Source organism: Martinezella sp. CNPSo 3959, assembly GCF_057784355.1.
On the sequence record NZ_JBXSOV010000002.1, the window covers coordinates 1 to 19,966 of the forward strand.

The following is a 19,966-nucleotide window of genomic DNA, read 5'->3' on the forward strand; positions in this document are numbered from 1 at the left end:
CTTCGCCGGCGACGGCGCGAAGGCCGAAGCCCTGTTCGGTATTGAAGCTGCCGCCCTTCATCCGGCCATTGTCGAATGTCAGCGATTCCGCCTGGACATGCTCGACGAAGAGCTCGCCGTCATCGGCGCCGGAAAGAGCTTCGGCAACGATGCCGCGCAGCTTGGCTTCGTCGGCATCGAAAAGTGTAAGGAGATCGGTATTCATGGATCAGGTGCTCCGTTCAGAGCCGATGTAGGCTTCGCACTGCGCAAGAGCAAGCCCCATCCGGTCAGGGAAGGGCGTCGTAGCCGTCCGCAAAGCCCTTCAAATCCACAGGGATGCCGATGCCTTCTTCCGGCGACTGGAAGACGATGAAGGTTGCCGTGGCGCCGCTGCGCAGCGTCTTCAGCAATTGGTCCTCCAGCACGACTTCGGCATAGCAGCCATCGGAGAAGCAGCGCACGAAATAGGCGCGGCCGATATCCTTGCCGTCGATATTGAGGCCGAGACCGTTTGGCAGCAGCACGCCGAGCGGTGCCAGTACGCGCAGGATCTTGGACTTGCGGTCAGCCGTCTTCAGCACGACGACGGACAGACCGATTTCCGGACGATCCTCGGCGATCACGTTCTGCATCAGCGCGCACTGCTCGGTCGCCGCACCTGCCGGCTTGTCGCACACGACAGACCATGCACCGTGGCTGGAGCGGACCGTACCCGGCGGTTGCGGAACCTGGCTGGTCGGAACTTGCTGCGTATGCGGTTGCTGCTGGCCCGGCTGGTCCGGCTGCAACTGTTGGGTCTGCTGCGCCGGCGGCTGAGTCTGCTGGCCCTGCTGCGCCCATGCGGGTGCGGCAACGGCGGCAGCCACGCTGCCGGTAACGAGCAAAAGCCGGGCGAGGGAACGAAAACCCATGGAAACCTCTAGATTCGAATCAGTGCCGCTATTGTTGAAGCCCAGGCCGGCAAATGAAAAGCCCCGGCTGCTGGATTCCAACCGACTACGGCGGAAATACGACCTCTACTCCATTTTGTCCCGGCGGCGCCATGGACCGCGATGCAATTTTTCGTATGATGATGAAATGCTTGCCATGTCCGCGACAAGCTTGGGGGGATATTCGCGCAAAAATGCCGCACTAACAAATGTCGTGAGTTGTTGCGGAGCACCCCAAACTGTGGTTTGAAGCGCAATGGATTGTAGGGATACTGCGTTTGAGGAAGATCTGGGATCAAACGCTGGAGGGAGAGACATCGTGATGAAAAGAGCTTACGCGGCTCTGGCGGCTATGATCTGTCTGCTTTTTGCGACAGGTAGCTACGCCGATCAGCCGAGACCTTGGGAAACCGGTATGCAGCAGGCGGCAACCGGCAACATGCATCAAATCCGCTGGTTTGAGGCATACACGCTTTGGTTTATCATTCCGATCACGCTGCTTGTTCTGATCCTGCTGGTGGTGGTCATGGTCAAGTTCCGGGCTTCCAAGAACCCGGTTCCGTCCAAGACGAGCCACAATACGCTGATCGAAGTCGTCTGGACCATCGGACCGGTCCTCATTCTTCTCTTCCTGGCCATTCCCTCCTTCAATCTTCTGACCGATCAGCTAACCTTCCCGGAAAAGACGGATGTCACCGTCAAGGCGACGGCGACGCAATGGCAGTGGAACTATGAATATGAGGGCAGTGGCGCGACGCCGGTCGCCTTCGATTCCTTCATGCTGAAGGAACAGGACCGCACCGCCGCAGGCAAGGACGACAAGTCGAAATATCCGCGGCTGCTCGCCGTCGATAACGAAATGGTCGTTCCCGTCGGCAAGAATGTGCGCCTTCTCATCACCGCCGCACCGACCGACGTCATCCATTCCTTCGCCTTGCCTGCATTTGGTGTCAGGATTGACGCCATTCCGGGCCGTCTGAACGAAACCTGGTTCAATGCCGACCGCGAAGGCCTGTACTATGGACAGTGTTCCGAGCTCTGCGGCAAGGATCACTCTTTCATGCCGATCGCCATCCGTGTCGTCTCCGACGATCAGTACAAGCAGTGGCTTGCCGCTGCTGCAACCGATGTCGGCAAGGCGAACAAGGCTCTGATGGCCGCCGTCGACCAACCGACGACCGTCAAGGTCGCGGAAAACACGGCGAAGTAAGAGGGTAGGAACAATGGCTGGATCCAAGGCACACGACGATCACTCGCATGATCTTCACGACGCCCACGCGCACGACGATCATCACGCACACAAGCAAACTTTCGCTGATCGTTGGCTATTTTCGACGAATCACAAAGACATCGGCACGCTCTATCTGATCTTCGCGATCTTTGCGGGCGTGATCGGCTTCCTCCTTTCGGTTGCTATCCGCATGGAATTGCAGGAGCCCGGCATCCAGATCTTCAGCGGTCTGGCATCGATGGTCTACGGCTTTTCGGGCGATGCCGCCATCGATGGCGGCAAGCAGATGTACAACGTCTTCGTCACCGCCCACGCGCTGATCATGATCTTCTTCATGGTCATGCCGGCGATGATCGGCGGCTTTGCCAACTGGATGGTGCCGATCATGATCGGCGCGCCGGATATGGCTTTCCCGCGCCTCAACAACATCTCCTTCTGGCTGCTCGTCCCGGCATTCCTGTTGCTCATCCTCTCGATGTTCGTCGAAGGCCCGGCAGGCGCTTACGGCGCGGGCGGCGGCTGGACGATGTATGCGCCCCTGTCGGGCACGGTCGGCCATCCCGGCCCGGCGATCGATCTGGTTATCTTCGCGCTGCATATTGCGGGCGCGTCTTCGATCCTCGGTGCGATCAACTTCATCACCACGATCCTGAACATGCGCGCTCCCGGCATGACGCTGCACAAGATGCCGCTGTTTGCCTGGTCGGTTCTGATCACCGCCTTCCTACTGCTTCTGTCGCTGCCGGTTCTCGCCGGCGCCATCACTATGCTGTTGACCGACCGCAATTTCGGCACGACCTTCTTTGCGCCGGAAGGCGGCGGTGACCCGCTGCTCTACCAGCACCTCTTCTGGTTCTTCGGCCATCCGGAAGTCTACATCCTGATCCTGCCCGGCTTCGGCATGATCAGCCACATCATTTCGACCTTCTCGCGCAAGCCGATCTTCGGTTATCTCGGCATGGCCTACGCCATGGTCGCGATCGGCGCCGTCGGCTTCGTCGTCTGGGCCCACCACATGTATGTGACCGGCCTGTCGCTCGATACGCAGCGTTACTTCGTCTTCGCGACAATGGTCATCGCGGTTCCGACGGGCGTCAAAGTCTTCTCGTGGATCGCGACGATGTGGGGCGGTTCGATCCAGTTTCGCACGCCGATGATCTGGGCGCTTGGCTTCATCTTCCTGTTCACGCTCGGTGGCGTCACCGGCGTCCAGCTCGCCAATGCCGGCCTCGACCGCGAACTGCATGCGACTTACTTCGTTGTGGCACACTTCCACTATGTTCTGTCGCTTGGCGCCGTCTTCGCCATCTTCGCCGCCTGGTACTACTGGTTCCCGAAGATGACCGGCTACATGTACAATGAGCGGATCGGCAACTGGCACTTCTGGATCACCTTCGTCGGTGTGAACATGGTGTTCTTCCCGCAGCACTTCCTGGGTCGTGCGGGCATGCCGCGCCGCTACATCGACTATCCGGATGCCTATGCCGGCTGGAACTTCGTCTCCTCCATCGGCTCCTATGTCGCAGCCGTTGGCCTTTGCTTCTTCTTCTGGGGCGTTATAGATGCCTTCGCAAAGAAGCGCGTCGCAGGCGATAATCCCTGGGGTGAGGGCGCAACCACGCTCGAGTGGCAGCTGTCGTCGCCGCCGCCGCACCACCAGTGGGAAGAGCTGCCGCGCATCAAGTAGCTCATTTCCGGACGCCGTGATAAGCGGCGTCCGTTTCAACGGATAATTGGAAGAAAGAATGACGGTCATCGACAATCACGAAGCACTCGCAAAGCAAGGCGATACCGGCCTGTCGGAAGCGGGTGCGCGCGATTATTTCGAGCTTCTGAAGCCGCGCGTGATGTCGCTGGTCGTCTTCACTGCCTTCACCGGCCTCGTATTGGCTCCCGGCCATATCAACCCCGTTCTCGGTTTCATCGCCATCCTCTGCATTGCGGTCGGCGCGGGCGCATCCGGCGCCCTGAACATGTGGTATGATGCCGATATCGACGCTGTCATGACCCGCACCAAGAGCCGGCCGATACCTTCAGGCCGTATCAATCCATCGGAAGCCCTGGCCTTCGGCCTGGTGCTGTCGGGCTTCTCGGTGGTGATCCTCGGGCTCGCCATCAACTGGCTTTCCGCCGGCATTCTCGCCTTCACGATTTTCTTCTATGCCGTCGTCTACACGATGTGGCTGAAGCGCTCGACGCCACAGAACATCGTCATCGGCGGTGCAGCCGGCGCTTTCCCGCCCGTCATCGGCTGGGCATGCGTCACCGGCAGCGTGCCGGTCGAAAGCATTGTGCTCTTCCTCATCATCTTTCTTTGGACGCCGGCCCATTTCTGGGCACTGGCACTCTTCAAAATGGGGGATTACGAGGCCGTCGGCGTACCGATGCTGCCGAATGTCTCCGGCATCCAGACGACGAAGAATCAGATCGTCGTCTATGCGGTGCTGACCGCCATCTTCGGCGTCGCGCCGGCTTTCATGGGCTTTGCTAGCTTCGGCTATGGCGTCGTTGCCGCGGTGCTTGGCGCGATCTTCGTGCACTGTTCCATCGCCGTCTGGCGCATGGCCGATGGCGACGTGAAGATGGTGCCGGCAAAGAAGCTCTTCGGTTTCTCCATTTTCTATCTCTTCGCGATCTTTTCCGCGCTGCTGATCGACCGGCTCGTTGCCGTGCTGATATCGGGCGGCGGTGGAGGCTGGCTATGATCGAACTCGTCAAGCTGACCGAAGCGCAGAAGAAATCGCGGCGAGGGCGCAATATCGCGCTCGGGCTGGTGCTTGCCGGTCTGGTGGTGCTGTTCTACGCAATCACCATCATCAAGGTCGGTTCCGGACACGTTTGAGGAGGCGTGATGGAGGGGGAGGTCACAAAAAGCACGAGGAACGGCGCCCGTAACAACGGGATGATCGTTGCCATGTGCCTGAGCTTCGTCGTCGGCATGAGCGCCATGTGCGCCGCCGCCGTGCCGCTCTATCGCATGTTCTGTCAGGTGACGGGCTATAACGGCACGACGCAGCGCGTCGAGCAGGTGTCGAACCTCATCCTCGACAAGCAGATCCAGGTTTCCTTCGACGCCAACGTCGCGCCCGGCCTACCGTGGGATTTCAAGCCGCTGCAAAAGTCTGTGAGCCCGAAGATCGGCGAGACGGTCGAGGTCAAGTTCCAGATCGAGAACAAGTCGGACAAGATGGAGCGCGGCCAGGCGATCTTCAACGTCACGCCGCTCGAAGCCGGGGTCTATTTCAACAAGGTCCAGTGCTTCTGCTTCAACGAGACGGATCTCGCGCCCGGCGAAAAGCGCGAGATGTCAGTGGTTTTCTATGTCGATCCCGAGATCGCCAAGGCTCCGGAAACCAAGACGATCAACGCGCTGACACTATCCTACACCTATTACCCGCGGGAAGGCGCAAAGCCCGTGGCATCCAATGACGGCGGTACGAAGCCGGTGGAAAAAAAGCTTTGATGGAGAGTGCTTTTCGGTCTGACCGGAAGCAATATGGGAAAAAGTTATTCGGGGATTGCTGATATGGCCGAAGTGCATCAGAGAAAACACGATTATCACATCATCGAGCCCAGCGCGTGGCCGATTACCGCGGCCCTCGGGGCCTTCGTGATCACCTTCGGCGGTGTCTGCTTCATGCGTTACCTGAATGGTGGCGCAATGCATTTGTTCGGGATCAATTTCGCGCAGCCCTGGCTTTTCTTCATCGGCCTCGCCGTGATCCTCTATGTCATGTACGGCTGGTGGGCCGATACGATCAAGGAAGCACATGAGGGCGCGCATACCCGCGTCGTCTCGCTGCATCTGCGCTACGGCATGATCATGTTCATCGCCTCCGAGGTGATGTTCTTTGTCGCCTGGTTCTGGGCCTATTTCGATGTCAGCCTGTTCCCGAACGAGGCGATCCAGGCATCGCGCACGGCCTTCCTAGGCGGCCAATTCCCGCCGAAGGGTCTTGAGGTGCTCGATCCCTGGCACCTGCCGATCTACAACACCATCATCCTGCTGCTGTCGGGCACCACGGTTACCTGGGCTCACCATGCGCTTCTGCACGGCGACCGCAAGGGACTGATCCAGGGCCTGACGCTGACCGTGCTGCTTGGCGCGCTGTTCTCCTGCGTCCAGGCCTATGAATATGCCCACGCTCCATTCGCGTTCAAAAACTCGATCTATGGTGCGACCTTCTTCATGGCGACCGGCTTCCATGGTTTCCACGTTCTGATCGGGACGATCTTCCTGCTGGTTTGCCTAGTTCGTGCCATCCGCGGCGATTTCACGCCGAAACAGCATTTCGGCTTCGAGGCGGCGGCCTGGTACTGGCACTTCGTCGACGTCGTCTGGCTGTTCCTGTTCTTCTGCATCTACATCTGGGGCAGCTGGGGCGCACCGCTCGCGGCCGGCTGATCGCTGTCGATCTTTCGAAAACAAAAGGCGGGCGCTCAGCGCCAACCCCTAACTGAAATGTGGAATGCTTTCTGTCGCGAAACTCTTACTTTGCGAGCGAGTTTTGCGACAGATTTTCCTCGGAAAACTCAGCGATTTCGATTTCGTGGCAAACTTAGAAGTTGTGCGACGGTAGTTTGCGTCAGATCGGACGCATTTGGTTTCTTTCTCTCATAGCGAATGGGGGCTGTCCGAACGTCCGCGAATAGGCTCGCGAGAACGCGGCGGCGCTGCCGAACCCGACGCGCCGTGCTACTGATTTGACCGGGTCACCGCGTAGCAGCCGACGGCGGCCGAGGGCCAAGCGCCAAGCACAGAGATAAGCCGCAGGTGTCGTTCCGACTACCTTAGGAAACAAGTCCATGAACCGACTACGCGACAACCCACTCACTTCCGCTAGGTCTTCGACACGCCACGGCTTTGCAGGTTCATCATGGATGGCGACGATTGCTCGATGAAGTGCAGGATGTGAAAGGCCGGCGAGTAACCCCGGTTCGGTCGTTCCTGCGTCGATCGCTTCGCGCAAGATCATGAGAACAATCAGTTCGCAAAGGTGGTTAAGTGCAACTCGCCGCCCGCATCTGGCGCTTTGAGCTTCCGTGACAAATGCCTCGATCATAGAGCCCATCATGGGCTTTTCGCATAAATTGACCTCAATGGAATCCGGCATCGCGCTCATCAATGGGTTCGCCATACCGCCAAAATCGATCACAGCCGCCGCGAGCACCTCTGATGAGTGGGAAACGGACACGTCGCCGCGCGCGGAATAGACGACACGTCCCGCGCCGTTAGGCCCGCCCGTGACCACAAGGTTGGCATCCGCATCCGGGGCGTCCCGATCAATGATCTCAGCGTTCAGGTCGAAAACCTCGAAGAAGGCGGCCAATCGGTCCCGCTTCTGCCGATCAGGATTTTCAGTCATGTAATTCGGACTTCTCATGTCTTTAAGTCTGGCATGTAAGAGGCCTCGAATCAATGATTTCTCTGAGACACGAAAGCGACCAAATGCTCACTCCCCGCCAGAAAGCTCCCGATCTTGTAGTCGATACGCTTAAACATGGTCTGTTCGATCTGGCCGCCGCTACGCCAGATCGCTTCTCGCTGATCTGTTTTTATCGGGGCCTGCATTGCCCGATCTGCGCGAACTATCTCAAGGAACTGGACCGCCTGACGCCGCAATTTGCCGAACGCGGGGTGACGACAATCGCCGTCAGTTCCGATGTTGATGAGCGCGCGCATCGGATGGCGGAAAAGATCGGGGCGCAAAGCCTTCGGTTCGGCTATGGGCTCGATCTTGGCAAAGCGCGGCAATGGGGCCTCTATATCTCCGCCTCCCGTGGAAAGACTTCGATCGGTATCGAAGAACCCGCCCTGTTTTCCGAACCCGGCGTCTTCCTGATCCGGCCGGATCAGACCGTCTACTATGTGTCGGTCCAGTCAATGCCCTTCGTTCGTCCTAGGTTCGACGAACTGCTTCAGGCGCTCGATTTCATCATCAAGAACGACTATCCGGCCCGAGGCGAGTATGTCGGATGAAATTGGCCGACAGGGCCGACCACGAAGCTGGGCGGCATGGCGGCAGCTCAGCGCCCCCTTTGTTTTGGTGCGCTCAATCCCTTGAGGCAATCTTCTCGAATGCCGTCGGATGAGGCAGATCTCTAGCGAGCAATCGCCGGATTTGCTCGGCGCATGCCTTGGGGCTGCTCACGGCCGTATCGATCTCCAGATCATAGATGCCGGGCCGGTGTACCTCCTCCTGCCATGCGATGACCGGCGCGGGGATGGGCTCATCCGCTCCGACAGCAACATAGGTGCCCTGTCTTTCCGGTCCTTCCGCCAGCCGCCGCTGCATCACCACTTCAAGCGGGCAGTGCACGCCGACGAACAGAGCGGGTAGCCCTGCCAGAAGCCGGGCGCAATCGGCGAGAATGCCGAGCGGTTGCGAATAGCTGTCGTGATGACCGAATTCCGCGACCACATTCAATCCCATGCGGCTATGTGCGGCGATCGAGGCATAGAGTGCGGCATAAAGGCGCGCAACCAGCGGTTCGAGATCAGGGCGCTCGCCGCCGGGACGCAAGCCGATGCCCGGGCGATAGCGTGGAGGCGTGATATGCCGCACATAGGCATCGACGCCGAGATTGAGCCAAACGCCCTCGAAATCAGCCTGTATCACCTCGACGATGCTGCTTTTTCCGGATCGCGGCGCGCCATTGAGAATGATGATCTGACCAAGAGGTGAGCCTTTGCTGGTTGCCATGAATCCAATCCTTTCTGCATGCTTTTCCCGGGCTGCTGGCGCGGCGTATCTGCGCTTTTCGATTGGACGGATGCGCACATCGCGGTTACTGATAGTGACAGGGGCGAGATCGATAGGTTCGCCCGCAAATGGCAGACCGATCGAGACCGAACTTTGACCTCAGAGCAAGACAAGACGCCGGACGAGGCATCCCATAGCGACAGCGCTCTCTTTGCGCCCGTCGATCCGTTCAAGGTCGGCATACAGGGATGTTGTCCGCGTTGCGGCCAAGGCAAGCTCTTCGATGGATTATTGTCGCTGAAGCCGCGCTGCGCCGCCTGTGATCTCGATTACGCCTTCGCCGATGCCGGCGATGGACCAGCGGTCTTCGTCATCCTGATCGTCGGCTTCATCATCATCGGTTCGGTCTTGTGGATGCAGATCAATTATGCGCCGCCGATCTGGGTCTACATAGTGCTGTTCGCCCCGCTGACGATCATTCTTTCGCTATTGTCCCTGCGCTGGTGCAAGGGCATCCTGATCGCCCTGCAATATCGCAACAACGCCGCCGAAGGGCGCGTCCACCGTGACTGAGTCCACAGTGCCTGTGCGTCGCGCTAATCCCTTGTGGCAGATCGCCAAGGCACTGCTTCTGCTCGTTGCCTTCGTCATCCTGATCGGGCTCGGCACCTGGCAGGTCGAGCGACTGCAGTGGAAGGAAGGCCTGCTGGCCGACATCGCCGCGCGCAAGGATGCACCCGCCATACCTTTGTCGGCGATCGAGACCATGGCGGCATCCGGCGGCGATATCGAATATCGTGTCGTCACGGCAACTGGCCATTACCTCAACGACAAGGAGCGACATTTCCTCGCCACCCACGATGGCGATCCCGGCTATCACATCTATACGCCGTTGCAGCTGGACGATGGCCGCTTTATTTTCGTCAATCGAGGCTTCGTTCCCACCGAGGCGAAGGACCCCGAAAAGCGCAAGCAGGGCGAATTGACGGGTGAACAGACCGTTATCGGCCTTGCTCGGGCAAAGCTCGTCGACCGGCCCGACGGCATGCCAGACAATGATCTCAGCAAGAACATCTTCTTTTGGAAGGATCTGGACGCCATGGCCTCCAGCGTCGGCCTGCCGAGGGACAAGGTACTGCCCTTCTTCATCGACGCCGACAAGACGCCCAATCCGGCGGGCCTGCCGATCGGCGGCGTCACCATCGTCGATCTGCCGAACAATCACCTGCAATATGCGGTGACCTGGTATGGGCTGGCAGCGGCGCTGGCAGCGATCGTCGCCATATCCTGGTGGCGCAAACATCATCCGGACGCGCCCCGACAATAGAGGCATGCAATAGAATAGCTTCATTTCGATGAAATATTCGGCTAGAGCATGATCCCAAAAGTGCGCAGCGGTTTTTGGATAAGACCATGCGGACTGAATGGAGCAGGCGGCAGGGCAGCCCTATCTATGGCTCAGCCATCGTCGCGCATTTCGGAAGAGATATGAATATAGCCGTTTCCAAACCTGACTTGACCATCCGGCTTTGCGGGCCGCGCGGCTTCTGCGCAGGCGTCGACCGCGCCATTCAGATCGTCGTTCTGGCACTGAAGGCCTATGGCGCGCCGGTTTATGTCCGCCACGAGATCGTGCACAATCGCTATGTCGTTGAGGGTCTGGAAGCCAAGGGCGCCATCTTCGTCGAGGAGCTGGACGAGATCCCGGCCGAGCATCGCGCCCAGCCCGTCGTCTTCTCGGCGCATGGCGTGCCGAAGTCCGTGCCGGCCGATGCCGATGCGCGCAATCTCTTCTATCTTGATGCCACCTGTCCGCTGGTCTCGAAGGTGCACAAGCAGGCCATGCGCCACAATCGTCTCGGCCGCCACGTCGTGCTGATCGGTCATGCCGGCCATCCGGAAGTGATCGGCACCATGGGCCAGCTGCCCGAAGGCGCTGTGTCGCTGATCGAGACGGTGGAGGATGCCGACGTCTACGAGCCCGCCGATCCCGACAATCTCGGCTTCGTCACGCAGACGACGCTCTCGGTTGACGATACCGCCGGCGTCATCGCGCGGCTGCAAGAGCGTTTTCCCAATCTCACGGCACCGGCTGCCGATTCGATCTGCTATGCCACGACGAACCGTCAGGAAGTGGTAAAGGAGGCGGCACCGGGCTGCGATCTCTTCATCGTCGTCGGCGCGCCGAATTCCTCCAATTCCAAGCGTCTCGTCGAAGTGGCGCTCCGGGCGGGGGCGAAGAAATCGGTGCTTGTGCAACGCGCCTCGGAGATCGACTGGGACAATATCGGCGATATCAGGACGGTCGGCCTCTCGGCTGGTGCATCTGCGCCAGAAGTCATCGTCAACGAGATCATCGAAGCTTTCCGCGCCCGCTATAATGCCGTGGTGGAACTCGCTGAAACTGTGAAGGAAACGGAGAATTTCCTCGTCAATCGCGAGCTTCGCAGTATAGAGCTGACGACAGCAGACATGGCTTTCGTCAACGGCGAATAGCCGACCCAAGGCGCTCAAGTTCAGGACTGTTTCGTGGCCGTTTATACCGATATTACCGAAGACGATTTGAAGTGGTTCCTGACCGAATATGATGTCGGCGAGTTGCTCTCCTACAAGGGCATTGCCGAAGGCGTCGAGAATTCGAACTTCCTGCTGCACACGAGCCGCGATCCGCTGATCCTGACGCTTTACGAGAAGCGCGTCGACAAGGGCGACCTGCCGTTCTTCCTGGGGCTGATGCAGCATCTCGCAAGCCGTGGCCTGTCGTGCCCGCTGCCTCTGCCGCGTCGCGACGGCGAATTGCTCGGCCATCTCTCCGGCCGTCCTGCCGCCCTGATCTCCTTTCTCGAGGGCATGTGGCTGCGCAAGCCCGAAGCGCATCATTGCCGCGAAGTCGGCAAGGCACTGGCCGCCATGCATATTGCCGGCGAGGGTTTCGAGATTCGTCGCCCGAATGCGCTATCGCTCGAGGGCTGGCAGACGCTCTGGGAAAAATCCGAGGCACGCGCCGACGAAGTCGAAGCCGGTCTGCAGAGCGAAATCCGCAGCGAACTCGATTTCCTAGCAAAGCATTGGCCGAAGAACCTGCCCGAGGGTGTCATCCATGCTGATCTCTTCCCGGACAACGTCTTCTTCCTCGGCGACACGCTATCCGGCCTGATCGACTTCTATTTCGCCTGCAACGACCAGCTCGCCTATGACGTCTCGATCTGCCTGAACGCCTGGTGCTTCGAGAAGGATCACGCCTACAACATCACCAAGGGCATGGCGCTGCTCGAGGGCTATCAGAGTGTGCGGCCGCTGAGCACTGCCGAAATCGCCGCATTGCCGACGCTTGCCCGCGGCTCGGCCCTGCGCTTCTTTCTGACGCGCCTCTACGATTGGCTGACGACCCCGGCCGGCGCGATGGTCACTAAGAAAGACCCGATTGAATATCTGCGCAAGCTGCGCTTCCATCGCCAGATCGCTTCGGCAGCCGAATACGGGCTGAAGGCATGAAGCACGTCGATATTTTTACCGACGGCGCCTGCTCCGGCAATCCCGGTCCTGGCGGCTGGGGTGCGGTGCTTCGCTATGGCGAGGTGGAGAAGGAACTTTCCGGCGGCGAGGCGGAGACGACCAACAACCGCATGGAGCTGATGGCGGCAATCTCGGCACTCGGCGCCCTGAAGAGCCCATGCGAGGTCGATCTCTATACCGACAGCGTCTACGTCAAGGACGGCATCACCAAGTGGATCTTCGGCTGGAAGAAGAACGGCTGGAAGACCGCAGACAAGAAGCCGGTGAAGAATGCCGAGCTCTGGCAGGCGCTGGACGAGGCCTATAACAGGCACAAGGTGACGCTTCATTGGGTCAAGGGCCATGCGGGACACCCGGAGAACGAGCGGGCCGACGAGCTGGCGCGCAAGGGCATGGAGCCGTTTAAGCGGAAATAGGTCTCTTGTATCCTCCGTTCTCGCTCGTAAGTGCACAGCCGCCTACGCGTCTGCAAGTACGGAATTGCCAACCGACGGGAGATGAAAAATGGAAATCCGCCCAGAGCAGCCGGGAGACGCCGAAGCGATCCGTCGTACAACGAAGATGGCCTTCGCCTCGATGGAGTACAGCAGTCAAACCGAAGCGCAAATCGTCGATGCTCTTCGCAATGCTGAGGCGCTGACGATTTCTCTCGTGGCGATCGAGGATGGAGACGTCGTCGGACATATCGCTTTCTCGCCGGTTACGATCGATGGAAAGGATTGCGGCTGGTACGGGCTTGGCCCGCTCTCGGTGACGCCTAGTCGCCAGAAACACGGCATTGGCGGTGCGCTTGTTCGCGAAGGTCTTTCGCGTCTGACGAAGATAGATGCCAGAGGCTGCGTTGTTCTTGGTAATCCGGATTACTACAAGCGTTTCGGTTTTGACAATGATCCCGGCCTGGTACTCGATGGAGTACCTGCTGAATATTTCATGAGGCTGGTCCTGAATGGGGGCGCCGTGCTCTCGGGACGCGTCGACTATCATGAGGGCTTCAGCGCGACCTGATGCTGGCTGCGATCGGAGCGGACGGTAGGACTTTCGGATATAAGGCAGAGATTGTCGCGTCGCACAGGACTCGATCACATCAGAATGTGATCGAGCGCGCTTCGCACTCTCGGCTTTTCGGCCACGGGCAGTGGCAAGATCGGACGCGGCGGATCGATCCTGCAAAGGTCGAGCGCTTCGGCAATCGCATACATGACGCGGAAGCTGCCGAACTCCTTGAACAGGCTCCATAGCGGCTGGAACTTTTGATCGAGCCGCTGGGCTTCCGCAATGTCGCCGGCTTGCGCAGCCCGTGTGAGCGCCAGCGCCTCGGCGGGCAGGAGGCCGGCAACCACGCTGTACCAGGCATCGGCACCGGCCAACAGCCCGGCTGCCGCTCCCCAATCACCGCTATAGCCGATGGCGAAACCCTTTGGCGTTTCCTGGTGCAGACGCCCTATCTCTCCCTCGAAATCGCCTCCTTGCGGTAGAGGCATCTTCACCGCCACGATATTTGTCACCTTCGCCAGGCGGGCAATCAGACCATCGCTGAATGTAAATTTTGTCGTTCCGGGATTGTTGTAGATGCAAAGCGGCAGTTCGCCGGCCTCCGCGACTGCTGCAAAGTGCTGGTAGACCTCTTCCTCCGTGAGTGGCGTATAGGACATGGGGGCCAGCAGCAGCCCATCCGCACCCGCCGCCTTGGCGTCACGCGCCAAAGCCTGCGCTTCGTCCGTTCGCAGTGCTCCAACCCCAACGATGACGGGGATCTTGCCGCCGACACTTGTCATTGCCGTCTGTACGGCCCGCCGGCGCTCGTCGCGTGACAGGAAGGCGTAACCGCCCGTACTGCCGAGCAACCCGATAGAATCAGCGCCCGCCAGTTGGATGCGTTCGAGCAGGCGGGCGAGCACTACAATATCAACGTGTCCGGAAGCATCGGTCGGGGTAATCGGAAAGGCCGAAAGGCCGGTAAAGAGCGTCACGATTGTTTTCCTTCTTTGTCAGGCTCCGACCAGCGATAGCGCTCGAAAAGCAGAAGCTGAAATCGTCCTACGCTTGGCGCCGTGTGACTGTCCATGAATATGCCGCAGAAATCATACTCCGCGCAGCAGCTTGGTGGCGATCATCCACATCGTAAGAGCAATGAGCGTTTCCAGAATGCGCCAGGACGCGGGTTTTGCGAAGATCGGCCTCAGCCACCTCGCGCCAAAGCCGAGCGAAAAGAAGAACAGGAAGGAGCCCGTCATGGCACCCACCGCAAATGAAGCCTCGTTTCCCGGAAACCGGGTTGAGATCGTGCCGAGCAACGCGACCGTGTCAAGATAGACATGCGGGTTGAGCCAGGTGAGCGCCAGGCACATGGCAAGCGTCTGCCGGAAGCTCGATGACTTCGCCTCTCCGGCGGCCAGTACCGCGGACGAACGAAAGGCGGAATAGAGGCTCCTGGCTCCGTACCAGATCAGGAAGGCCGCTCCTGCATAGCGCATGACTGGATCGAGCCAGGGCAGCAGCGTGGAGATTTGGCGGAAGCTCGTCACCCCGAGCACGATGAGCGCCGCATCGGAGAGCGCGCATGCAAGGCACACGGCGAATACATGCTCGTTGCGAAGGCCCTGACGCAGGACGAAGGCGTTTTGCGCGCCGATCGCGACAATCAGGCTGAGCCCCATCGTGAGGCCCGTCATATAGATCGAAAAATTCATCCTTATCGAAATGCTCCAAAATCGGTGAGCATTTCCGGTATCGGCATATGAAGATTTAGGCTACTTAATGTTGCTAATCCAGATTAAGAAAAACTAAGCTATGCTCGACTATTCCGCTCTCCGTGCCGTTTCCATGGTCGTCCAGACCGGCAGCTTCGAAAAGGCGGCCGGCATTCTCAACGTCACGCCTTCGGCCGTCTCGCAGCGGGTGAAGCAGCTTGAAGAACGCCTGGGCATCGTCCTGATCGTCAGGGGCAATCCCTGCATCGCGACGGAAAAGGGCGAATGGCTCTGCCGCCATATGGAGAATGTCGGCATGCTGGAAGACGAACTGTTCGGACGTTTGCCGGCACTCGTCGATCCCCACGAGCCCAAACAAAGGGTCACACTTCACATTGCCACGAATGCCGATAGTCTCGGGACGTGGTTCGTGGAAGCCATATCCGGTTTTGCCAAACGCTCTTCCTATCTGCTGAATATCGCCATCGACGACCAGGATCATACGGCCGAATGGCTGCAGCGGGGGCGGGTGATTGCGGCCGTCACCGGCCTGGAAAAGCCGATTCAGGGCTGCCGGCGTATGTCCCTCGGCGCGCTTCGCTACCATGCGACGGCAACCCCCGCTTTCCTTGCCCGGCATTTTTCAAAAGGTGTTACCCCGGAAGCGATCCAGAACGCGCCAGCTCTGACCTTCAACCAGAAGGACAGGCTTCAAAGCCGCTGGATACGCCAGACATTCGGAGAGGATTTTGCCTATCCGAGCCACTGGCTGCCTTCGACACAAGGCTTCGTCGATGCCAGCCTTGCGGGCATGGGATGGGGCATGAATCCCATCCAGCTTGTTCGGGAGCATCTGGAGGCCGGGCGCTTGGTCGAGCTGATCCCCGACACGCCGCTGGATATTCCATTATATTGGCAAGTGAACCGTCTCGCAGCCGACCGGCTTGCGGAATTGACACGCGAAATCACTACCACAGCCAGAGCCCATTTGTCAGCGTGAGCTGTGCTTCGCGCTAAAAACGTTGTCATTCGCTTGGCTTCCGGAATGCAATGTTCGCGAATTGATGCCTTGCCCGGTTGCCCTTTCCCTCTATGCTGCCGCCGACTTCCAGGGAGATTGCCTTATGATCCTGCATTGCGTTTTTCTTAGACTCAAGTCCGCCCTGACACAGGACGAGAAGGCGGCGCTCTTCGACTCCGTCGTCGCCCTGCAGAAGGTCATCCCGGGCATTGTTGAGGTGAAATATGGGCCAAACGTCTCGCCCGAGGGCCTGCATGGTGGCTTCGCCGATGGATTTGTCGTCACCTTCGAGAGTGTCGAAGCGCGCGATGCCTATCTGGTGCATCCCGATCATGTCGCCGTCGGCGAGCGGATCGTTTCGTCCACGGACGGCGGTCTGGCCGGCCTGATGGTCTTCGATTTCAACATTTAAGTGAATGGTCGCAGGCGGTGTACGCCTGCGACCTTGATCATTGAGCGATCAGCTCGACTTCGCCATGGCTGTGGCGAGTTGATCAACGTTATAACGGAACATTTTTTCGTAAGTCGAAGCTGGTCCGTTGGCCTTTGATAGCGATTCGACATAGAGTTCGCCGCCGGGCTCGGCGCCGGTTGCCTTGGCGACCTGCTTGACGAGGCGCGGATCGTTCGAGTTTTCGAAGAAATAGGTCTTCACATGCTCGGTCTTGATCTGCTCGATCAGCTGGGCGACCTTGGCAGCCGAGGCTTCCGTCTCTGTCGAAAAGCCAACCGGAGCAAGGAAGTTTACCTTATATTCGCGGCCGAAATAGCCGAAGGCGTCATGGCTCGTCAGCACCTTGCGGCGATCGTCGGCGATCTTGTCGAACTTGCTATGGGCATAGGCATCAAGCTCGGTCAGCACCTTGGTATAGCGCTCGGCATTGGCCTTGAAGTCAGCCGCATCGGCCGGATCCGCCGCAGAAAGCGCCTTTTCGATATTGGCGACCCATACCTTCACATTGACCGGGCTGTTCCAGACATGCGGATCAGTGACCGTTTTGCCGTCATCGACCATGGTGCGCGTGTTGATGCCGTCCGAAGCGACAACAGGCGTTCCCTTGTAGCCGGATGCGCTGATCAGCCGGTCCATCCATCCTTCCAGCCCTTCGCCGCTGACGAAGACGACCTTGGCGGTGTTCAGCGTCTTGGCATCGGCCGGCGAGGGCTCGAATTCATGGGGATCGCCGTTCGGGCCGACGAGGCTCGACACCTTCACATGGTCGCCGCCGACATGCTTGACGACATCGGCAAGCACGGTGAAGGACGCGACCACATTGAGGGTTTCGGCGGAAGCCGGTGCGGCGACGCCGAAGGCGACGAAGGCTGCTGATGCCGCCGAGAGAAGCAGTCTCTGTTTGTTCATGCGAGTCTCCTTGTTCGGATTAGCCCCGGAGATGGGGACGGGGGAAGAACCGCCGGGCAAGGCCCGAGGGCGCGAAGAGAATGGAGAAGCCGTAGATCAGGCTGGCGGTGATGATGATGGTAGGGCCGGAGGCGAATTCGAGATGGTAGGAGGCGATGAGGCCGACATAACCTGAAACCATCGCCGTTCCTGTTGCGATCATCATCATGGCGGGCAGGCTGCGCGACCAGAGCTGCGCCACGGCCGCCGGCAGCATCATCAGCCCGACGGCCATCAGCGTGCCGAGCGCCTGGAAGCTGGCGACGAGATTGAGCACGACCAGCAGCAGGAACAGGAAGTGATAGAGTGGCCCGCGCCCACCGACGGCACGCAGGAAACCGGGGTCGAAGCATTCCATGACCAGCGGTCGGTAGATGACGGCGAGCGCCAGCAGCGTCGCCGTCGTGATCGCGCCGATCTGGTAGAGAGCCGGCGCGTCGATTGCGAGGATTGTGCCGAAGAGCACATGCAACAGATCGATATTGGAGCCGCGCAGCGACACGATGAGGACGCCGAGCGCCAGCGAGGTCAGGTAGAAGCTGGCAAAGCTCGCATCCTCCTGCAGCACGGTCACCCGACTGACGAGGCCGGACAGCAGCGCCACCGAAAGGCCGGCGATAAGACCGCCAAGCCCCATCGCGGTCAGCGACAGCGAGCCGGCAATGAGATAGCCGATAGCGGCACCAGGCAGGACGGCATGGCTCATGGCATCGCCCATCAGGCTCATGCGCCGGAGCATCAGAAAGACGCCGATCGGGCCGGAGCCGAGGCCGAGGCAGACGCAGGCAATCAGGGCACGCCGCATGAAACCGTAGTCCGCAAAGGGTGCGAAGAAGATGTCGTATACGGTCATTCGGCCGGCTCCCGCTTCACGAGGCCGCCTTCGTCATGCTCTTCTTCGGGAAGGCATGTCGCGGCCTCCTCATCCCAGCGCTCGGCCATCGCACGTGCCTTGATGAGGTTCTTTGGGCTCATGACCTCCTCCGTCCTGCCCCATCCCACGAGTTCGCGGGCGATCAGCAGTGTCTCCGGGAAATGGCTTCGCACCTGCTCGAAATCGTGCAGGACGGCGATGACCGTGCGTCCCTCCCGGTTCCATCGCAGCACGAGTTCGAGAAGATCGCGCGTTGTCCGCTGGTCGATCGCGGTGAAGGGTTCGTCCAGTAAGATGACACGGGCATCCTGCAGCAGTAGCCGCGCGAACAGCACGCGCTGGAACTGTCCGGCCGAAAGCGAGCCGATATGCCGCCGTTCGAAGCCCGAGAGCCCGACGATGCCGAGCGCCTCTTGCGCCCGCTCGGCATCCTTGCGCGAGAACCGGCCAAAGGCGCCAGCATTCTTCCAGGCGCCGAGCATGACAGTATCGGCCACCGAAATCGGAAAGCGTCTGACGATATCGGCCGCTTGCGGCAGATAGCCGAAATCGTTGCGCGTTAGCGCCCCGCGATCGATCGAGCCTTCCGCCGGCCGCAATTCGCCGACGATCGCCTTGAGCAATGTCGACTTGCCGGCACCGTTCGGCCCGGCAATTGCCGTCAGACTGCCGGCGGCAAAGCCGCCGGAGATGTGGTGAACGGCCGGATGGCGTTCATAGGTAACGGTGAGATTGTTGAGGCGGATCAGATCGTTCATGCCAGCGCCACTGCCCAGCCGATAGCCGCCCAAAGCACTGCAATGCCAACGGCTACATAGGCCAGGCGCATCAAGGCCGAGCGCCCCATAAGGGACGACGCGAAGGGATCACGATCAAAAGGCATTTCGAGGCTTTCAATTATGTAATAACATAACATGTTGTAACCGATGAAATGGGGCGAAAAAGAGGCGAAGGGTGAATTGAGGGTTTTGACCACCGGTAATTGGCGCTCTCCACCGTTGATGCTATATATGGCGCATTATCTGTTATTCGACCCATCGAGCCAGCAGGAGGTGACACATATGAATGTTTCTATCGGTGAACGCTGGGAAAAATTCGTTGAGAAAACCGTGGAAGAGGGGCGTTACAGCTCCGCCAGCGAAGTTGTGCGCGAAGGTCTCCGGCTCGTAGAGGAGCGTGAGGCGAAAATAGCAGCGTTACGGCGTACTCTGGAAGCATCGATTGATCGCGGAGGCGATATATCTGACGAGGAGCTTGGCGCCGCTTTGGAAGCCAAGGCTGCCGAACTGGCAAAAGAAAGCCATTGAGTGCCTCGGCTTCGTTATACAGCCGCCGCTCAGGATAACATCCTGGATATTCTTGTATTTATAACGCGTCAAAGCGGCAGCCCAAAGGTCGCTTTGAAATTCACAGGAGAGCTACGCCGCAAGTGCGCAAGTCTTGCGGCCTTACCCGGTCAAATGGGCCGTCTAAGGCCGGAGCTGAGAGACGATATGCGAAGCTTCGCATTTCGTGGATATGTGATCTTTTTCCGCTATGTTGAGGATGTTTTCGAGGTTTTGAATGTGCTCGAAGGACATCGAGATTTCGATACTCATTTCAATGAGGAAGAATAAA

At 59.3% G+C, this 19,966-nt stretch carries 26 protein-coding genes; 17 read left to right on the plus strand and 9 right to left on the minus strand.

The genetic code is table 11. The annotated features are described in order from the left end of the window. On the minus strand, positions 1–205 hold a 205-nt coding region (locus tag AC13RE_RS07920; RefSeq protein WP_488562559.1), incomplete at its 3' end, for a PmbA/TldA family metallopeptidase. Positions 206–269: 64 nt separating this feature from the next. Continuing rightward, positions 270–893 (minus strand): invasion associated locus B family protein, encoded by a 624-nt coding sequence (locus AC13RE_RS07925; protein ID WP_041677818.1) that lies wholly within the window; start codon positions 891–893, stop codon positions 270–272. Between the two features lie 340 nt (positions 894–1,233). Between AC13RE_RS07925 and coxB the strand changes: the two genes are divergently transcribed. From coxB to AC13RE_RS07955, 6 genes are all read left to right on the plus strand, one after another. Continuing rightward, positions 1,234–2,121 carry a cytochrome c oxidase subunit II gene (gene coxB / locus AC13RE_RS07930; RefSeq protein WP_488562870.1) on the plus strand — a complete coding sequence of 296 codons (888 nt, stop codon included), beginning with the start codon at positions 1,234–1,236 and terminating at the stop codon, positions 2,119–2,121. A gap of 13 nt (positions 2,122–2,134) precedes the next feature. Further along, positions 2,135–3,829: a cytochrome c oxidase subunit I gene (ctaD, locus tag AC13RE_RS07935; protein ID WP_488483681.1), complete on the plus strand. Its 1,695-nt coding sequence runs from the start codon at positions 2,135–2,137 to the stop codon at positions 3,827–3,829. 58 nt (positions 3,830–3,887) lie between these two features. Next, positions 3,888–4,847: a heme o synthase gene (locus AC13RE_RS07940; RefSeq protein ID WP_488483680.1), complete on the plus strand. Its 960-nt coding sequence runs from the start codon at positions 3,888–3,890 to the stop codon at positions 4,845–4,847. Continuing rightward, the gene (locus AC13RE_RS07945) at positions 4,847–4,984 is read left to right on the plus strand and encodes a hypothetical protein (RefSeq protein ID WP_085999192.1); all 138 of its coding nucleotides are present in this window, start codon (positions 4,847–4,849) and stop codon (positions 4,982–4,984) included. The genes AC13RE_RS07940 and AC13RE_RS07945 overlap by 1 nt, the downstream gene beginning before the upstream one ends. A 9-nt stretch (positions 4,985–4,993) precedes the next feature. Next, positions 4,994–5,605 carry a cytochrome c oxidase assembly protein gene (locus AC13RE_RS07950; protein ID WP_041677261.1) on the plus strand — a complete coding sequence of 204 codons (612 nt, stop codon included), beginning with the start codon at positions 4,994–4,996 and terminating at the stop codon, positions 5,603–5,605. Between the two features lie 63 nt (positions 5,606–5,668). Continuing rightward, positions 5,669–6,547, plus strand: coding sequence for a cytochrome c oxidase subunit 3 (locus tag AC13RE_RS07955; protein ID WP_488483679.1), 879 nt, complete (start codon positions 5,669–5,671; stop codon positions 6,545–6,547). Between the two features lie 181 nt (positions 6,548–6,728). On the opposite strand, the gene AC13RE_RS07960 is transcribed toward AC13RE_RS07955, so the two are convergent. After that, positions 6,729–7,508, minus strand: coding sequence for a helix-turn-helix domain-containing protein (locus tag AC13RE_RS07960; RefSeq protein ID WP_488562560.1), 780 nt, complete (start codon positions 7,506–7,508; stop codon positions 6,729–6,731). An 83-nt stretch (positions 7,509–7,591) separates the two neighbouring features. Between AC13RE_RS07960 and AC13RE_RS07965 the strand changes: the two genes are divergently transcribed. Continuing rightward, on the plus strand, positions 7,592–8,122 hold the full coding sequence (locus tag AC13RE_RS07965; protein ID WP_488562561.1) for a peroxiredoxin-like family protein: 531 nt from the start codon (positions 7,592–7,594) through the stop codon (positions 8,120–8,122). Between the two features lie 73 nt (positions 8,123–8,195). Here AC13RE_RS07965 and AC13RE_RS07970 read toward each other — a convergent pair whose 3' ends face one another. Next, positions 8,196–8,846, minus strand: a complete 651-nt coding sequence (locus AC13RE_RS07970) for a chloramphenicol phosphotransferase CPT family protein (protein WP_488562562.1) — start codon at positions 8,844–8,846, stop codon at positions 8,196–8,198. A 153-nt stretch (positions 8,847–8,999) separates the two neighbouring features. Here AC13RE_RS07970 and AC13RE_RS07975 point away from each other — a divergent pair, with 153 nt between their 5' ends. The 6 genes from AC13RE_RS07975 (at position 9,000) to AC13RE_RS08000 (ending at position 13,367) form a co-directional block, all read left to right on the plus strand. Beyond that, positions 9,000–9,419 carry a DUF983 domain-containing protein gene (locus AC13RE_RS07975; RefSeq protein ID WP_113232051.1) on the plus strand — a complete coding sequence of 140 codons (420 nt, stop codon included), beginning with the start codon at positions 9,000–9,002 and terminating at the stop codon, positions 9,417–9,419. Then, the gene (locus AC13RE_RS07980; protein ID WP_488562563.1) at positions 9,412–10,173 is read left to right on the plus strand and encodes an SURF1 family protein; all 762 of its coding nucleotides are present in this window, start codon (positions 9,412–9,414) and stop codon (positions 10,171–10,173) included. The genes AC13RE_RS07975 and AC13RE_RS07980 overlap by 8 nt, the downstream gene beginning before the upstream one ends. A gap of 161 nt (positions 10,174–10,334) precedes the next feature. Further along, complete coding sequence (gene ispH, locus AC13RE_RS07985) at positions 10,335–11,342, plus strand: 4-hydroxy-3-methylbut-2-enyl diphosphate reductase (RefSeq protein ID WP_488562564.1); 1,008 nt, start codon at positions 10,335–10,337, stop codon at positions 11,340–11,342. A 33-nt stretch (positions 11,343–11,375) separates the two neighbouring features. Then, positions 11,376–12,341, plus strand: a complete 966-nt coding sequence (locus tag AC13RE_RS07990; RefSeq protein WP_488562565.1) for a homoserine kinase — start codon at positions 11,376–11,378, stop codon at positions 12,339–12,341. After that, on the plus strand, positions 12,338–12,778 hold the full coding sequence (gene rnhA / locus AC13RE_RS07995) for a ribonuclease HI (protein WP_095434161.1): 441 nt from the start codon (positions 12,338–12,340) through the stop codon (positions 12,776–12,778). The genes AC13RE_RS07990 and rnhA overlap by 4 nt, the downstream gene beginning before the upstream one ends. Positions 12,779–12,866: 88 nt before the next feature. Further along, positions 12,867–13,367: a GNAT family N-acetyltransferase gene (locus tag AC13RE_RS08000; protein ID WP_488562566.1), complete on the plus strand. Its 501-nt coding sequence runs from the start codon at positions 12,867–12,869 to the stop codon at positions 13,365–13,367. A 74-nt stretch (positions 13,368–13,441) separates the two neighbouring features. Here AC13RE_RS08000 and AC13RE_RS08005 read toward each other — a convergent pair whose 3' ends face one another. Continuing rightward, entirely contained in the window at positions 13,442–14,332 is an 891-nt protein-coding gene (locus AC13RE_RS08005) for a dihydrodipicolinate synthase family protein (protein ID WP_488562567.1), read from the minus strand. A 111-nt stretch (positions 14,333–14,443) separates the two neighbouring features. After that, complete coding sequence (locus AC13RE_RS08010) at positions 14,444–15,052, minus strand: LysE/ArgO family amino acid transporter (protein ID WP_488562568.1); 609 nt, start codon at positions 15,050–15,052, stop codon at positions 14,444–14,446. A gap of 100 nt (positions 15,053–15,152) precedes the next feature. Here AC13RE_RS08010 and AC13RE_RS08015 point away from each other — a divergent pair, with 100 nt between their 5' ends. Together AC13RE_RS08015 and AC13RE_RS08020 are read left to right on the plus strand one after the other, a co-directional pair. Continuing rightward, positions 15,153–16,052 carry a LysR family transcriptional regulator ArgP gene (locus AC13RE_RS08015; protein WP_488562569.1) on the plus strand — a complete coding sequence of 300 codons (900 nt, stop codon included), beginning with the start codon at positions 15,153–15,155 and terminating at the stop codon, positions 16,050–16,052. A gap of 124 nt (positions 16,053–16,176) precedes the next feature. Next, the gene (locus AC13RE_RS08020; RefSeq protein WP_488562570.1) at positions 16,177–16,485 is read left to right on the plus strand and encodes a Dabb family protein; all 309 of its coding nucleotides are present in this window, start codon (positions 16,177–16,179) and stop codon (positions 16,483–16,485) included. A 48-nt stretch (positions 16,486–16,533) separates the two neighbouring features. Here AC13RE_RS08020 and AC13RE_RS08025 read toward each other — a convergent pair whose 3' ends face one another. The 3 genes from AC13RE_RS08025 to AC13RE_RS08035 are packed head-to-tail and all read right to left on the minus strand — an operon-like array spanning position 16,534 to position 19,107. Beyond that, a complete protein-coding gene (locus AC13RE_RS08025) occupies positions 16,534–17,436 on the minus strand; it encodes a metal ABC transporter solute-binding protein, Zn/Mn family (RefSeq protein WP_488562571.1) in 903 nt (300 codons plus the stop codon). A gap of 19 nt (positions 17,437–17,455) precedes the next feature. Next, positions 17,456–18,328 (minus strand): metal ABC transporter permease, encoded by an 873-nt coding sequence (locus AC13RE_RS08030; protein WP_132716021.1) that lies wholly within the window; start codon positions 18,326–18,328, stop codon positions 17,456–17,458. After that, positions 18,325–19,107 (minus strand): metal ABC transporter ATP-binding protein, encoded by a 783-nt coding sequence (locus AC13RE_RS08035; RefSeq protein ID WP_488562572.1) that lies wholly within the window; start codon positions 19,105–19,107, stop codon positions 18,325–18,327. Before AC13RE_RS08035 ends, AC13RE_RS08030 begins: the two co-directional genes overlap by 4 nt. Before the next feature lie 168 nt (positions 19,108–19,275). On the opposite strand from AC13RE_RS08035, the gene AC13RE_RS08040 reads away from it, so the two are divergent. Together AC13RE_RS08040 and AC13RE_RS08045 are read left to right on the plus strand one after the other, a co-directional pair. Further along, positions 19,276–19,656 carry a type II toxin-antitoxin system ParD family antitoxin gene (locus tag AC13RE_RS08040; protein WP_488562573.1) on the plus strand — a complete coding sequence of 127 codons (381 nt, stop codon included), beginning with the start codon at positions 19,276–19,278 and terminating at the stop codon, positions 19,654–19,656. Beyond that, the gene (locus AC13RE_RS08045) at positions 19,657–19,965 is read left to right on the plus strand and encodes a type II toxin-antitoxin system RelE/ParE family toxin (RefSeq protein WP_112605897.1); all 309 of its coding nucleotides are present in this window, start codon (positions 19,657–19,659) and stop codon (positions 19,963–19,965) included. The last annotated feature ends 1 nt before the right edge of the window (position 19,966 follow it).